The sequence below is a fragment of the Actinophytocola sp. genome (genome assembly GCF_036378875.1).
GTDB lineage: Bacteria > Actinomycetota > Actinomycetes > Mycobacteriales > Pseudonocardiaceae > Actinophytocola.
Window position 1 is genome coordinate 79102 of sequence record NZ_DASUVO010000046.1, and the last position, 15081, is coordinate 94182.

Genomic DNA, 15081 nt, shown 5'->3' on the forward strand with positions numbered 1-15081 from the left:
TATGGCGACCGTCGCCGGTATGTACGGTCATGCACAACCTCATCGTCATCGAGTTCATCACGCTGGACGGTGTCGTCGAGGACCCGGACGGGTCCGGATCGACACCCCGTGGAGGCCTGGGCGTTCCGCCACGGCCCCGAGGCCGTCGCGGGCGACAAGTTCGGGCTGGGAGCGCTGCTCGACACCGGCGTCATGCTGCTCGGTCGCAGGACCTGGGAGCTGTTCGCGAAGATCTGGCCTGGCCGGGCCGACGAGTTCGCCACGAAGTTGAACAACATGGACAAGCTCGTCGCGTCGCGGTCACTGGCCCATGCCAGCGGATGGCAGAACTCGACGGTGATCGACGACGACCTGGTCACGGCCGTGCGTCGGCGCAAGGCCCGCCAGGACGTCATCGTCACCGGCAGCATCAGCGTCGTGCACACCCTGGCACGGCACGGGCTCATCGACGAGTACCGCCTCATGGTGTTCCCAACAGTGGTCGGCTCGGGCAGCCGCCTTTTCACCGGCGACACGGCACCGACCGACCTGCGGCTCAGCTCCATCGAGCGCAAAGGAGCCGCGGCGCTCCTGTGGTACCGGCGGGACGCCTCGGTCGGGTAAGCCGCCGGTGGGGTAAATCCGCGAAATTCGCCCACGCACTGGTTATTCCCTGCCACCCTGTGTCAGCAAGCAAATGCGTGACAGGGGGAATTCAGCGCATGGCCGCACCAGAGAACGACCCGGACAAGGTTTACAAACTTTCACCGGAGCACATGGAGGAGTCGATCGAGTTGTACCTGGATCCGGTGATCCAGGAGTTGCGGCGAATCGCCGGTATATACCGGGCCGCACATGACCAGGCAAGGGCGGCGCACGTCGAGGAGACGCCGGGGTGGTTCGGTGGAGAGGGGAACGGCCACGTCAAGCCCGCGATCAGTTCGTTCCTCAACGAGGTCACCTTCCAGGTCAGCGAACTGGTCGGTGACCAGGACGAACTGGTCGCTTCCCTGCAGAACTACCGCGACATGCTGCAGGCACACATCAACCAGGCGGTGCAGAACGACCTGGCGCACGCTGATCAGTTCATCGCGATCCACCGCGAACTGGACGAGAAGAGGTTCTGGTAGCCATGGACCTGCCTCCTGGTTGCGACCCCATTCCCGTCGACGGCATCGATCCCGAGACCAACCCTCGGATGGCCAAGGCGGCTGGAGAGTTGAACGCGTGGATCGAGTACCTGCTCCGCCCCGAGACGCATGACGGCCCGCGTGTCTACCGGCCACTGCGTTCGCCGCATCCGAGCGAGAAGGACACCGAGGTCGCGAGCCGAACGGTTCCTGACGCGCCGCATGAGGATCCTCGCGAGTACGAGACCCTGTCGGTACTCGAGGACTTCGCGAGCGACCCCGGCCGATTCTTCCGACCGGCCCAAGCGGTGTCCGGCATCAACACCCTGACCATCGAACCGGTGTATCTGAAACTCGTCGACGGTTATCTGACCTGGATTCGCGAGGGCGCACCAGTCATGCCGGAAGGGGAGGCCAACGACACCGACAAACCGCAGCAACGGCCCGCAGCGCTCATGAAGTACCGAGACGTCACCGTCACCAGGATCAACTGGGTCGGCATGCGGAAGTCGTGGGTGGCGCGCGAGGATGTCTGGGCCCACGCGTACGAGGGAGACCTTCTCGACTACCAGATGCGCACGGAGAACTGTCTCTACGCGGTGGCTGAGCACGTCATTCGGTACCGGGCCATCCTGCACAGGGCCGGCGAGGACATCCTCGCCCTGACGGAAGCGCTGACGCGGTTGTGTCCGCGACCCGCACCGACAGTGGAAAGCACGTTCAACCTGATGTCGGTGGTGGTCACAGGGATCGTCGCCGTGGCGACCTCGGTCATCACAGGCGGGTCCACCGGTGTGACAGCCGCCGTCCTGTTCGCCTCCGCGGTGGAGATGGTCGGCGAAGCAGTGAAGACAACCGAGCGGACGACGACGAAGGAACTCGTCCTCGAGAACACCTACCACCTGCGTGACGCGGCGAAGCAGTACCTGAACGGTGTCGAGCAGATCGAACGCGAGGTAGCCGACGCCCTCGTGGATCTCACGGACTCGCTCCGGCGCAGGCTCGACCAGATTCGAGAGGCGCGTCAGTACTCGCGATACAACGAATCGCAGCTCACGGACAAGGTGCCGTTCTACGACGATTACCGGCGAGCCTGAGCCGCCGCGGCGGTCAGTTGGCGGCCTTCATGTTCGCCAGCACCGCCGCGGCGATACTCGTCGCTGCGGCGCAGGTGTCTCGGCCGTCCCAGTCGTTCCAGTCGAAGTAGTAGTAAGTGATTTCGAAGTATGTGTCGTCACTGGTGCCGACGTTGACGTGACACCTCGTTCGATCGTCCCCTGGGGCGATGGTCACCGCTGGATAGCCGTCGATCACGGTGGCCGTCCAGGTAGGCGACGGTGTCGGCGGACGGTCGGCGTACACCTCGTCCAGCCCGGTTGTGGTCTCCGGGTAGTAGTTGACGTAGGCGAGTAGATCGGTTTCGGGGTCAGGGACTCTGTACCCACAGCCGACTTTCGACTCGAAGGAGTCGTCTCCTCGGTTCTTCAGTGGCTCGGTGAGGCCCAGCGCCGTCAGTTGGGGCGTGGTGAGGCTGCGGCACGGGTCCGCGAGGAATTCCTTGTCGTCAAGCGGGTGCGTTACCTTGGGCGCCTGCTGCGCCGGATCCGTGCTCGTGGTGGTCGACGTACCCGGGATGGGGGGCGGTGGGGCCTTGCTGTCGCAGGCGGCCAGCAACGCCGCCGAGAGCACAGTGGCAAGCCAGGCTCGTCGTCCGGTCGTCATCGTTCCCCCTCGTGGACAACCTGTGCACGAGAGCATACGGAGCGGCAGCGCAGCGTGGCGGTCGAACCGGGAAGACGGACGGTGCCCCGGTCGGGTAAGGCGCAGGTGACCTGAATGGAGTAGCCGTTCACCGGCACTTGCCTACTTGATCACGGCCTTTTGCGTACTCAGCGCGACGATCAAGCTCGAAACACGACCGGTCGCGACCCTTGCGTCCAGGGTCGCGACCGGGAGAGTCGATCTGCGGGTTGTTGTTCCTCGCGCACCCGAATCGGCCGATCTCCCGTTTTCCCTCGGCCGGTCGGGCGGTGCCTCAAAAGCCCGTGACGATCTGCGTTCAGTCCTCCTTGGACGGACGTGCCTCCGGCGGAAGCACACCCCAGTCGATGAGCTGCTCGGTGAGCTCGCCGGGGGTCATGTCGTAGATGATGGCCAGCGAGCGGAGGTCCTCCGTGCGGATGGACAGCACCTTGCCGTTGTAGTCCCCGCGCTGGCTCTGGATGGTGGCGGCGTAGCGGGCCAGCGGACCCACTTTCTCCGCCGGGAGCTGCTGTAGCCGCTCCAAGTTGATCACAATCTTGGTCGCCGGCTCCGCCCCGGAGGGCACCCTGCCTTCTGGCAGCAGCTCGACCACCGGAACCCCGTAGAAGTCGGCCAGCTCGGCCAGCTTCTGTACGGTCACGGCCCGGTCGCCGCGCTCGTACGAGCCCACGACGACCGCCTTCCAGCGGCCGCCTGATTTCTGCTCGACGCCGTGCAGGGACAGGCCCTGCTGCTGGCGGATGCCACGGAGCTTGCTCCCTAGCGCCTTGGCGTAGTCGCCCATCTGGCGATTCTCCATTTCGTTCGCCCGCCGGTCATCCAGAACCGTGGATGCCGCGGGTAGCCGCATATCGACACGCAGAGTAATGGTTACCCACAGTTGTCACCAGGTCAAGCTGATCTGTGTACGACGTCCGGGGAAACCCCGGATTACCACCCGGTTGGTGGATCCGTGGGGCCTGATACGGTGCTACAGCACCCGCAATGGGTGTCAAGCTAGACGTCCTTTAAGGACCCGTCCCGTGAGGCGGAGAAGGAGGTCATCCGTGGCGCCGCCGACCCGCGGCGCGGCGGAACCGGCTGAGCGGCGTGAGCTGCTTTCGGCCGGCGACGTCGCGCGCACCGTCGCCCGTATGGCGCATCAGGTGATCGAGCGCACCGCGCTCGGCGCCGCAGACGCGCTCCCCGTTGTTCTTCTCGGCATCCCGACCCGTGGCGGGCCTATCGCCCACCGGTTGGCCGCCCGCATCGCCGACTTCTCCGGCGTCCATGTCCCGACGGGCGTGCTGGACGTGACGCTCTATCGCGACGACCTGCGTCGCAAGCCGACCCGGCCGCTCGGCGCGACCAACCTGCCGCGCGGTGGCATCGACGACCACCTGGTCATTCTCGTCGACGACGTCCTCTACTCAGGACGGACGATCCGCGCCGCACTCGACGCGCTACGCGACGTGGGCCGCCCCCGTTCGGTGCAGCTCGCCGTCCTCGTCGACCGGGGCCACCGGGAGCTGCCCATCCGCGCGGACTACGTGGGCAAGAACGTGCCAACGTCCCGCACCGAGGAGGTCCACGTCCTGCTCACGGAAACCGACGATCGCGACGCGGTGGTGCTGGACAGGAGCGACCAGTGAAGCACTTGCTCGCCACCGAGGGCATGGACGCGGCCACCGCGACCGCGGTCCTCGACACGGCCACCGAACTCAAGCAGACGCTGCTCGGCCGGGAGGTCCGCAAGCTGCCAACGCTGCGCGGCCGCACCGTGATCACGATGTTCTACGAGAACTCCACCCGCACCCGCGTCTCCTTCGAGATCGCCGGGAAGTGGATGAGCGCCGACGTGGTCAACGTGTCCGCGAGCGGGAGCAGCGTCGGCAAGGGTGAGTCCCTTCGGGACACCGCGACGACCCTCGCGGCGGCCGGCGCCGACTGCGTGATCATCCGGCACCCCGCCTCCGGCGCCGCGCACCGCCTCGCCGAGTGGCTCGCCGGCACCGGGACCTCCGTGGTCAACGCGGGCGACGGCATGCACGAGCACCCCACCCAGGCCCTCCTCGACGCCGCCACCCTGCGGGAGCGGCTCGGGGAGATCAGTGGCAGGCGGATCGCGATCGTCGGCGACATCCTGCACAGCCGGGTCGCGCGCTCGAACGTCCACCTGCTCTCCACGCTCGGCGCGGAAGTGATCTTGGTCGCACCGCCGACGCTCCTACCGGCCCATGTGGACCGTTGGCCGGTCACCGTCTCGCACACCCTGGACGCCGAGCTGCCCGCGCTCGACGCGGTCATGGTGCTGCGGGTCCAGGCCGAACGCATGAACGGCGGTCTCGGGCCCGCCGGCCCTGGAGGCAATTTTCTGCCGTCGACCCGCGAGTACTCGATCGCCTACGGCATGAACCAGAAGCGCCTCGACCTCCTGCCGGACCACGCGGTCGTGCTGCACCCCGGCCCCATGCTGCGTGGCATGGAGATCTCCGCCGCGGTCGCCGACTCGCCACGCGCCGCGATCACCCAGCAGGTGTCGAACGGCGTGCACGTCCGGATGGCGGTCCTGTACCACCTGCTGGCCCACGAGGAGGAGGTCGCGTGAAGCCGTTGCTGCTCAAGGGAGTCCGGCCCTACGGCGAGGACACAGTGGACCTCCTGGTCCGGGACGGTCTGATCGCCGAGGGCACCGACGACGACGCCGAGGTGATCGACGCCGACGGCCTGATCGCGCTCCCCGGCTTCGTCGACCTGCACACCCACCTCCGCGAGCCGGGCCGCGAGGACGCCGAGACCATCGCCACCGGGTCGGCCGCCGCCGCGCTCGGCGGGTACACGGCCGTGTTCGCGATGGCCAACACCGACCCGGTCGCCGACAACGCGGTCGTCGTCGAGCACGTGTCGCGGCGCGGGCGCGAGGTCGGCCTCGTCGACGTCCACCCGGTCGGCGCGGTCACCGTCGGCCTGGCGGGGGAGAAGCTCGCCGAGCTGGGCACCATGGCGAACGCCGGCGTCCGGATGTTCTCCGACGACGGCCACTGCGTCGCCGACCCGCTGCTCATGCGCCGCGCGTTGGAGTACTCGACCGCGCTCGACGTGGTCATCGCCCAGCACGCCGAGGAGCCGCGCCTCACGATCGGCGCCCAGGCCCACGAGGGTGAGCAGGCCGCACGCCTTGGCCTCGCCGGCTGGCCGGCGGCCGCCGAGGAGGCGATCATCGCCCGCGACTGCCTCCTCGCCAGGCAGACCGGCGCCCGGCTGCACGTCTGCCACGTGTCCACGGCAGGCGCCGCCGAGCTGCTGAGGTGGGCCAAGGCGCAGGACATCACGGTCTCCGCCGAGGTCACCCCGCACCACCTGCTGCTGGACGACGAGCGGCTCGCCACCTACGACCCGGTCAACAAGGTCAACCCACCCCTGCGGACGTCCGCCGACGCCAAGGTCCTGCGTGAGGCCCTCGCCGAGGGTGTGCTGGACTGCGTGGCCACCGACCACGCCCCGCACGCCCCGCAGGACAAGGACTGCGAGTGGCAGGCGGCCCGGCCCGGCATGCTCGGCCTGCAGACCGCGCTGTCGGTGGTCATCCGCACGATGGTCGAACCCGGCCTGATGGACTGGCGCGGCGTCGCCCGCGTCATGAGCGAGCGGCCCGCCGCGATCGCCGGCCTCACCGACCAGGGCCGCCCGCTCGAACCGGGCGAGCCCGCGACGCTGACCCTGATCGACCCGGCGGCGACCTGGACGGTCAACGGCGCGGAGCTGGCCAGCATCGCCGCCAACACCCCGTACGAGGGCATGACACTGCCCGGCCGAGTGTTCACGACGGTCCTCCGCGGCAAGGTCACCGCTCACGAAGGAAAGGTGACGGCATGACACCCCTTGTCTCAGCCTCAAGGTCAGATCAGGCCGAGTGCTTCACAACCGCACCTCAGGGGAACGTGACGCAAGCTAGCCACAGGTACGTGACCAAACAGAACAATTCGTCTCTCAACGTAACCAAGACACTTAATTTCGGGGAGGCGGAACAGTCGTGAACCCAGCAGCTCTCGTGTTGGAGGACGGCAAGGTCTTCCGCGGCGAGGCGTTCGGCGCCACCGGCGCGACGCTCGGCGAGGTGGTCTTCTGCACGGCCATGACCGGCTACCAGGAGACGCTGACCGACCCGTCCTACCACCGCCAGATCGTGGTCGCGACTGCCCCGCAGATCGGCAACACCGGCTGGAACGACGAGGACGACGAGTCCGGCAGGATCTGGGTCGCTGGCTACGTCGTGCGCGACCCGGCACGGATCCCGTCCAACTGGCGGTCACGCCGCACCCTCGACGACGCGCTCACCGAGCAGGGCGTCGTCGGGATCGCGGGCGTCGACACCCGCACGCTGACCCGCCACATCCGCGAGCTCGGCGCGATGCGGGGCGGTGTCTTCTCGGGCGACGCCCTCGCGAGCGTGGACGAGATGGTCGAACGGGTCCTCGCGAGCCCTCAGATGGTCGGTGCCGACCTGGCGGGGGAGGTCACGGCCAAGGAGGCCTACGTGGTCCCGCCGGCCGGTGAACGGCGGTTCCGGGTGGCCGCGCTGGACGTGGGCATCAAGACCAACACGCCCCGGATGATGGCCCAGCGCGGCATCGAGACCCACGTCCTACCGGCGAACGCCACGATCGAGGACGTCCTCGCGCTCGAACCGGACGGCTTCTTCCTCGCCAACGGCCCCGGCGACCCGGCCACGACGGACGGCCCGGTGGCGCTCACCCAGGCCGTGCTGGAGCGTGAGATCCCGACCTTCGGCATCTGCTTCGGCCACCAGATCCTCGGCCGCGCACTGGGGCTTTCCACCTACAAGCTGCGGTACGGCCACCGCGGCATCAACATCCCGGTCGTCGACGTGGCCACCGGCCGCGTCGCGATCACCGCGCAGAACCACGGGTTCGCCATCGAGGGCGAGCCGGGCCAGCGGTTCGACACCCCGTACGGCGGCGCGGTGATCAGCCACTACTGCCCGAACGACGGTTGTGTGGAAGGCGTGCGGGCCACCGACGTGCCGGCGTTCTCGGTGCAGTACCACCCGGAGGCGGCGGCGGGCCCACACGACGCGGCCACGCTGTTCGACGAGTTCGTGAACCTGATGGAGGCCCGGCGTGCCCAAGCGTGACGACATCGAGCACGTGCTCGTGATCGGCTCCGGGCCGATCGTGATCGGGCAGGCGTGCGAGTTCGACTACTCCGGCACCCAGGCGTGCCGGGTGCTGCGGGAGGAGGGGCTGCGGGTCAGCCTCGTCAACTCCAACCCGGCGACGATCATGACCGACCCGGAGTTCGCCGACGCCACCTACATCGAGCCGATCACCCCCGACTTCGTCGAGAAGGTGATCGCGAAGGAGCGGCCGGACGCGCTGCTCGCCACCCTCGGCGGGCAGACCGCGCTGAACACCGCGGTCGCCCTGCACGAGCGGGGCGTGCTGGAGAAGTACGGCGTCGAGCTGATCGGCGCCGACATCGACGCCATCCAGCGCGGCGAGGACCGGCAGCGGTTCAAGGACATCTGCGCCGCGGTCGGCGCCGAGACCCCGCGCAGCGCGGTGTGCCACACGATGGACGAGGTCCGCGCCACCGTCGACGACCTCGGCCTCCCGGTCGTCATCCGGCCGTCGTTCACCATGGGCGGCCTCGGCTCCGGCATGGCGTACACCGCGGAGGACCTGGAACGCCTCGCGTCCACGGGGCTCGCGGAGAGCCCGGTGCACGAGGTGCTGATCGAGGAGAGCGTGCTCGGCTGGAAGGAGTACGAGCTCGAGCTGATGCGGGACCGCAACGACAACGTCGTGGTCATCTGCTCGATCGAGAACATCGACCCGATGGGCGTGCACACCGGTGACTCGGTGACCGTGGCACCCGCCATGACGCTGACCGACCGCGAGTACCAGCACATGCGTGACGTCGGCATCGACGTCCTGCGTGAGGTCGGGGTGGACACCGGCGGCTGCAACATCCAGTTCGCGGTGCACCCGCAGACCGGCCGGCTCGTCGTGATCGAGATGAACCCGCGGGTGTCCCGGTCGAGTGCGCTGGCGTCCAAGGCCACCGGCTTCCCGATCGCCAAGATCGCCGCGAAGCTCGCCATCGGGTACTCGCTCGACGAGATCCGCAACGACATCACCGGCGAGACCCCGGCGAGCTTCGAACCCACGCTGGACTACGTCGTGGTGAAGGTGCCGAGGTTCGCCTTCGAGAAGTTCCCCGGCGCGGACCCGACGCTGACCACCACCATGAAGTCGGTCGGCGAGGCCATGTCGCTTGGCCGCAACTTCGTCGAGGCGCTCGGCAAGGCGCTGCGGTCCATGGAGACCAAGGCCGCCGGCTTCTGGACCACCCCGGACCCGGAAACCCTGACGGTGGAAGGGGTTCTCGCGGCCCTGCGAGTCCCGCACGACGGCCGCCTGTACACAGTGGAGCGCGCGCTGCGGCTGGGCGTGAGCGTCGCCGAGGTCTCGGCCGCGTCCGGCATCGACCCGTGGTTCGTCGACCAGATCGCCTCGCTCGTCGAGCTGCGGGCCGTCCTCGCCGCCGCGCCCGTGCTGGACGAGACGCTGCTGCGCCGCGCCAAGCGGGCCGGCCTCTCGGACCGGCAGATCGCCGCGCTCCGGCAGGAACTGGCCGGAGAGGACGGTGTCCGGTCCCTGCGGCACCGGCTCGGCGTCCGCCCGGTGTTCAAGACTGTTGACACGTGCGCGGCCGAGTTCGCGGCCCGCACGCCGTACCACTACTCGGCCTACGAGCTCGACCCAGCCGCCGAGTCCGAAGTGGCCGATCAGCGGGACAAGCCGAAGGTGCTCATCCTCGGCTCCGGCCCGAACCGCATCGGGCAGGGCATCGAGTTCGACTACTCGTGTGTGCACGCGGCCATGGCGCTGCGGGCGGCCGGGTTCGAGACCGTCATGGTCAACTGCAACCCCGAGACCGTGTCGACCGACTACGACACCTCCGACCGGCTGTACTTCGAGCCGCTCACGTTCGAGGACGTCCTGGAGGTCGTGCATGCCGAGCAGGTGTCCGGCACGGTCGTGGGCGTGATCGTCCAACTCGGCGGCCAGACCCCGCTCGGCCTCGCGCAGCGGCTCGCCGACGCGGGTGTCCCGGTCGTCGGCACGCCGCCGCACGCCATCCACCTGGCCGAGGACCGCGGCGCGTTCGGCGAGGTGCTGACGAACGCCGGCCTGCCGGCGCCGAAGTACGGCACGGCCACGTCGTTCGGCGCCGCCAAGCGGATCGCCGACGAGATCGGCTACCCGGTGCTCGTGCGACCGTCCTATGTGCTCGGTGGCCGCGGTATGGAGATCGTGTACGACGAGGCCTCGCTGGCCGGCTACATCCAACGCGCCACCGAGATCACCCCGGAGCACCCGGTGCTCGTGGACCGCTTCCTCGACGACGCGATCGAGATCGACGTCGACGCGCTGTGCGACGGCGAGGAGATCTTCGTCGGCGGCGTGATGGAACACATCGAGGAGGCCGGCATCCACTCCGGCGACTCCTCCTGCGCGCTGCCGCCGATCACCCTCGGGCGTACGGACCTGCAGAACATCCGCCGCTCCACCGAGCTGATCGCCAAGGGCATCGGCGTGCGTGGCCTGCTCAACGTCCAGTACGCGCTCAAGGACGACGTGCTGTACGTGCTGGAGGCCAACCCGCGCGCGTCGCGGACCGTGCCGTTCGTGTCGAAGGCGACCGCCACGCCGCTCGCGAAGGCCGCCGCCCGGATCATGCTCGGCGCCACCGTCGCCGAGCTGCGGGCCGAGGGCATGCTGCCGCAGACCGGTGACGGCGTGGACATGCCGGCGAACTCGCCCGTGTCGGTCAAGGAGGCCGTGCTGCCCTTCCACCGCTTCCGCACCCCGGAAGGGCACGGCGTCGACTCGCTCCTCGGCCCGGAGATGAAGTCGACCGGCGAGGTGATGGGCGTCGACGCGTCGTTCGGCAAGGCGTTCGCCAAGTCCCAGACCGCGTCCTACGGCTCGCTGCCGACAAGCGGCCGTGTGTTCGTGTCGGTCGCCAACCGGGACAAGCGGGCGATGGTGTTCCCGGTGAAGCGGCTCGCCGACCTCGGCTTCGAGATCCTGGCCACCGCCGGGACCGCGGAGGTGTTGCGGCGCAACGGGATCCCGTGCACCGAGGTGCGCAAGCACTTCGAGGGCGAGGACAACATCGTCGACATCATCAAGGCCGGCGGCGTCGACATGGTGATCAACACCCCGTACGGCAACCCAGGCCCCCGCGTGGACGGCTACGAGATCAGGACCGCGGCCGTGTCGCGGGACATCCCGTGTGTGACCACGATCCAGGGCGCCGCCGCGGCCGTGCACGGCATCGAGGCGTTGATACAGCAGGACATCGGCGTGGAGTCGTTGCAGGCGCTCCAGGCGGCGCTGCGGAGCCAGCGATGAGGGATCCGTTCGGGGCGCGCCTGGCGGCCGCGGTGTCCGCGCGTGGCCCGCTGTGCGTGGGGATCGACCCGCACACGTCGCTGCTCGAGCAGTGGGACCTGCCCGTCGACGTGACCGGGCTCGAGCGGTTCGCCACGACCTGCGTCGAGGCGTTCGCGGGCCAGGTCGCGGTGGTCAAGCCGCAGTCGGCGTTCTTCGAGGCCCACGGCTCGGCGGGGGTCGCCGTGCTGGAATGGCTGATCGCGGCCTTCCGGGACACCGGCACGCTCGTCCTGCTCGACGTGAAGCGCGGCGATATCGGCTCCACCATGGCCGCGTACGCCCAGGCGTACCTGGGGGAGGGCTCGCCCCTCGCCGCGGACGCGGTGACGGTGTCGCCCTACCTCGGGTTCGGGTCGCTGGCACCGGCGCTCGACCTCGCCGAGCAGACCGGGCGCGGCGTGTTCGTGCTGGCGCTGACGTCCAACCAGGAGGGCCCGCAGGTGCAGCGGGCCACGGGCGGGAACGGCGTCAGCGTCGCCCAGACCATGGTCGACGAGGCCGCGGCCAGGAACGCCGGCGCCAGCCCGATGGGCTCCGTCGGCCTGGTCATCGGCGCCACCGTGGGCCGGTTGGACCTCGACCTGTCCGTACTCAACGGCCCGGTCCTCGCGCCCGGCTTCGGCGCCCAGGGGGCGGGTGTGGCCGAGCTGAAAGCGGTGTTCGGGGACCTCCGGCACCTGCTGCCGACCTCGTCGCGGGACATCCTGCGCCACGGCCCGGACGCCATGGCCCTCCGCGAGGCCGCGCTGCGGGTCCGCGACTCCCTGGGCTGACACGAGACCGCGGGGCGGCGCGGACAGTGATCAAGATCATCAATGCTCGAGGATCGATGGCAATGTCCGGCCACTCCGTCGCCGAACACGGTCCGCCCCATTTGATTTCCGACATTTTCAAACTGGTTTGACCAGTCCGGTCCCGTCCGGCGGAGATCGACACGCGGATTGTTCACTGGCCGCGGAACGTGTCCAGGACACGCCGTGTCCCATACCGACCGTCACCGCGTCGACGACTCCGCGTCAGACGGCCGCACATGGGTCTACCTGGTAGAACGCGCCAGCCGGGGCGGTCACGGAAAGATCACGAACGGGTTCTTTCGGTCCGTTGCGCGGCCGTTTTCACGGCCGATGGCGAATTGTCCTGGTACCACGTCGAAGCGCTTCGCGCCTCTTGTGGGGTATGGTCGCGGCACACCAGACCCGAAGGTGTTACCGCAGGTCCAGGGGTGTTCGCTACTGAGAGTCGATCTATGCTCTATCGCGCACTACCCACCGCACTAAGGTGGACCCGCGTTGTCACGACAAGCCGGACCTCGGTAACGTCGCGACACCGATCCGCAGAAAACCCCACCCCCCGGAGGAAATCGTGGCCCTTCCCCAGCTGACCGAGGAGCAGCGGGCCGCAGCGCTGGAGAAGGCGGCTGCCGCCCGACGCGCCCGAGCTGAGCTCAAGGAGCGCCTGAAGCGAGGTGGCACCACCCTCAAGGACGTGCTCGCCCAGGCTGACAAGGACGAGGTGCTGGGCAAGATGAAGGTCACCGCACTGCTGGAGGCCCTGCCGGGCGTCGGCAAGGTGCGTGCCCAGCAGATCATCGAGCGCCTTGAGATCGCCCCGAGCCGACGCCTGCGAGGCCTCGGCGACCGTCAGCGCAAGGCGTTGCTCGCGGAGTTCAGCGGCGAGTGACGAGTAGTGCCATTCGGAGGGGCCGGCTGGTCGTACTAGCCGGCCCCTCCGGTGTCGGGAAGAGCAGCGTCGTTCACGAGCTGCGGAAGCTGTACCCGGACCTGTGGTTCAGCGTGTCGGCCACGACCCGCGCGCAACGGCCAGGGGAGCAGGACGGGGTGGACTACCGGTTCGTCACCGCCGGGGAGTTCGACCGCATGATCGCGAACAACGAGCTGCTGGAGTGGGCTGAGATCCACCGGGGCACGCACCGGTCCGGAACGCCGAGGCAACCCATCGAGGAGCGTCTCGTCGCCGGCCAGCCGGCCCTGGTGGAAGTGGACCTGCAGGGTGCTCGGAACCTGCGCAAGGCGATGCCGGAGGCGTTCCTCGTCTTCCTGTCGCCACCCAGTTGGGACGCGCTGGTCGAGCGCCTGGTCGGCCGTGGCACCGAATCGCCGGACGTCGTCGCCCGGCGGCTGCAGACGGCCAAGGAAGAGCTGGCGGCGCAGGACGAGTTCGACGCGGTGGTCGTCAACACCGACCTGCGGAGCGCGGCACAAGACTTGCTAAAGTTGATACTTGACAAATCCTCCGATCATCTGGAGCACCACGAGTGATCACCCCCGCCGAGTTGGGCACCCTGGGCGACCCGTCGAGCACGCAGCTCGAAGGCATCACCAACCCGCCGATCGACGACCTGCTCGACAAGGTCAGCTCCAAGTACGCCCTGGTGATCTACGCCGCCAAGCGTGCTCGCCAGATCAACGACTACTACGCGCAGCTCGGTGAGGGTCTCCTCGAGTACGTCGGCCCCCTCGTCGAGCCGGGGCCCCGCGAGAAGCCGCTGTCCATCGCGCTCCGGGAGATCCACGCCGGCCTGCTCGAGCACACCGAAGGCGAATGAGCGGGTAAGGTCCGCGAGCGCCGAGCGGAGCGAGGCCATGTCACTGAGCGGGACCCCGCGCGTCGTTCTCGGCGTGGGCGGCGGCATCGCCGCCTACAAGGCGTGCGAGGTCTTGAGACAACTGACCGAGTCCGGTCACTCGGTCCGGGTGGTGCCCACGGCGGCGGCGCTGCGTTTCGTCGGCGCCCCGACGTTCGAGGCGCTGTCCGGCCAGCCGGTGCACACCGGGGTCTTCGAGGACGTGCCCGAGGTGCCGCACGTCCGCATCGGCCAGGAGGCCGACCTCGTGCTGGTCGTCCCTGCCACCGCGGACCTGCTGGCCAAGGCCGCGCACGGGCTCGCCGACGACCTGCTCACGAACACGCTGCTGACCGCGCGGTGCCCGGTCATGATGGCGCCCGCGATGCACACCGAGATGTGGGAGCACGCGGCCACGCAGGCCAACGTCGCGACGTTGCGTGCGCGTGGGGTCGTCGTGACCGAGCCGGCGAGCGGCCGGTTGACGGGCAAGGACACCGGCAAGGGCCGGCTGGCGGACCCTGCCGAGATCGTGGATCTCGCCCGGCTGCTGCTCGCTCGGCCCGACGCGCTGCCCCGCGACCTCGCCGGCCTGAAGATCGTCGTGTCGGCGGGGGGCACCCGTGAACCGCTCGACCCGGTCCGCTACCTCGGCAACCGGTCGTCGGGCAAGCAGGGCTATGCTCTCGCGCGAACTGCCGCCCAGCGTGGCGCGCAGGTCACACTGGTGTCGGCGCACACGGCCGCGTTGCCGGAGCCCGCTGGGGTGGACGTGGTCCGCGTGGGTACGGCACTGGAACTGCGGGACGCGATGCACGCGGTGGCACCGGACGCGGACGTGGTGGTCATGGCGGCCGCCGTGGCCGACTTCCGGCCGGCCACCCGCGCGGATTACAAGATCAAGAAGACTGACCAGGAGCCGGACCCGGTCGTGCTGACACGCAACCCCGACGTGCTCGCCGAGCTCGTCGTGCGGCGCACGCCAGGACAGGTCATCGTGGGATTCGCGGCCGAAACCGGCGACGACGGCGGCGACGTGCTGGCACACGCCCGTGCGAAACTGAAGCGCAAGGGCTGTGACCTGCTCGTCGTCAACGCCGTCGGCGCCGGACGGGCGTTCGAGGTCGAGGACAACGAGGGCTGGCTGCTGGGCGCCGAC

General features: G+C 69.0%; 15 protein-coding genes. 13 read left to right on the forward strand and 2 right to left on the reverse strand.

The genetic code is table 11. From position 1 onward, the window contains the following. Window positions 1-108 precede the first annotated feature (108 nt). From VF106_RS12890 to VF106_RS12900, 3 genes are all read left to right on the forward strand, one after another. Window positions 109-603: a dihydrofolate reductase family protein gene (locus VF106_RS12890; RefSeq protein WP_330839895.1), complete on the forward strand. Its 495-nt coding sequence runs from the start codon at window positions 109-111 to the stop codon at window positions 601-603. Between the two features lie 98 nt (window positions 604-701). Beyond that, complete coding sequence (locus VF106_RS12895) at window positions 702-1109, forward strand: hypothetical protein (protein WP_330839896.1); 408 nt, start codon at window positions 702-704, stop codon at window positions 1107-1109. 2 nt (window positions 1110-1111) lie between these two features. Beyond that, on the forward strand, window positions 1112-2206 hold the full coding sequence (locus VF106_RS12900; protein WP_330839897.1) for a hypothetical protein: 1095 nt from the start codon (window positions 1112-1114) through the stop codon (window positions 2204-2206). Between the two features lie 13 nt (window positions 2207-2219). Here the strand turns inward: VF106_RS12900 and VF106_RS12905 are convergent, their stop codons facing one another. Beyond that, a complete protein-coding gene (locus VF106_RS12905; RefSeq protein WP_330839898.1) occupies window positions 2220-2831 on the reverse strand; it encodes a DUF3558 domain-containing protein in 612 nt (203 codons plus the stop codon). A 337-nt stretch (window positions 2832-3168) separates the two neighbouring features. Then, entirely contained in the window at window positions 3169-3657 is a 489-nt protein-coding gene (gene bldD / locus VF106_RS12910) for a transcriptional regulator BldD (protein ID WP_075123575.1), read from the reverse strand. Window positions 3658-3919: 262 nt separating this feature from the next. Here bldD and pyrR point away from each other — a divergent pair, with 262 nt between their 5' ends. From pyrR to coaBC, 10 genes are all read left to right on the forward strand, one after another. Beyond that, window positions 3920-4504 carry a bifunctional pyr operon transcriptional regulator/uracil phosphoribosyltransferase PyrR gene (gene pyrR / locus VF106_RS12915; protein WP_330839899.1) on the forward strand — a complete coding sequence of 195 codons (585 nt, stop codon included), beginning with the start codon at window positions 3920-3922 and terminating at the stop codon, window positions 4502-4504. Then, the gene (locus VF106_RS12920; RefSeq protein WP_330839900.1) at window positions 4501-5460 is read left to right on the forward strand and encodes an aspartate carbamoyltransferase catalytic subunit; all 960 of its coding nucleotides are present in this window, start codon (window positions 4501-4503) and stop codon (window positions 5458-5460) included. The genes pyrR and VF106_RS12920 overlap by 4 nt, the downstream gene beginning before the upstream one ends. Continuing rightward, complete coding sequence (locus VF106_RS12925) at window positions 5457-6728, forward strand: dihydroorotase (RefSeq protein WP_330839901.1); 1272 nt, start codon at window positions 5457-5459, stop codon at window positions 6726-6728. Before VF106_RS12920 ends, VF106_RS12925 begins: the two co-directional genes overlap by 4 nt. A 157-nt stretch (window positions 6729-6885) precedes the next feature. Beyond that, window positions 6886-8007 (forward strand): glutamine-hydrolyzing carbamoyl-phosphate synthase small subunit, encoded by a 1122-nt coding sequence (gene carA / locus VF106_RS12930; protein WP_330839902.1) that lies wholly within the window; start codon window positions 6886-6888, stop codon window positions 8005-8007. Continuing rightward, complete coding sequence (gene carB / locus VF106_RS12935) at window positions 7994-11296, forward strand: carbamoyl-phosphate synthase large subunit (protein WP_330839903.1); 3303 nt, start codon at window positions 7994-7996, stop codon at window positions 11294-11296. Before carA ends, carB begins: the two co-directional genes overlap by 14 nt. Then, window positions 11293-12111 (forward strand): orotidine-5'-phosphate decarboxylase, encoded by an 819-nt coding sequence (pyrF, locus tag VF106_RS12940; RefSeq protein ID WP_330839904.1) that lies wholly within the window; start codon window positions 11293-11295, stop codon window positions 12109-12111. The genes carB and pyrF overlap by 4 nt, the downstream gene beginning before the upstream one ends. Before the next feature lie 589 nt (window positions 12112-12700). After that, window positions 12701-13018, forward strand: a complete 318-nt coding sequence (gene mihF, locus VF106_RS12945) for an integration host factor, actinobacterial type (protein ID WP_133905065.1) — start codon at window positions 12701-12703, stop codon at window positions 13016-13018. Further along, entirely contained in the window at window positions 13015-13617 is a 603-nt protein-coding gene (gene gmk, locus VF106_RS12950) for a guanylate kinase (RefSeq protein WP_330839905.1), read from the forward strand. The genes mihF and gmk overlap by 4 nt, the downstream gene beginning before the upstream one ends. Further along, window positions 13614-13904, forward strand: coding sequence for a DNA-directed RNA polymerase subunit omega (gene rpoZ / locus VF106_RS12955; protein ID WP_330839906.1), 291 nt, complete (start codon window positions 13614-13616; stop codon window positions 13902-13904). The genes gmk and rpoZ overlap by 4 nt, the downstream gene beginning before the upstream one ends. Before the next feature lie 43 nt (window positions 13905-13947). Next, a partial coding sequence (gene coaBC / locus VF106_RS12960; protein WP_330839912.1) for a bifunctional phosphopantothenoylcysteine decarboxylase/phosphopantothenate--cysteine ligase CoaBC occupies window positions 13948-15081 on the forward strand: 1134 nt, incomplete at its 3' end.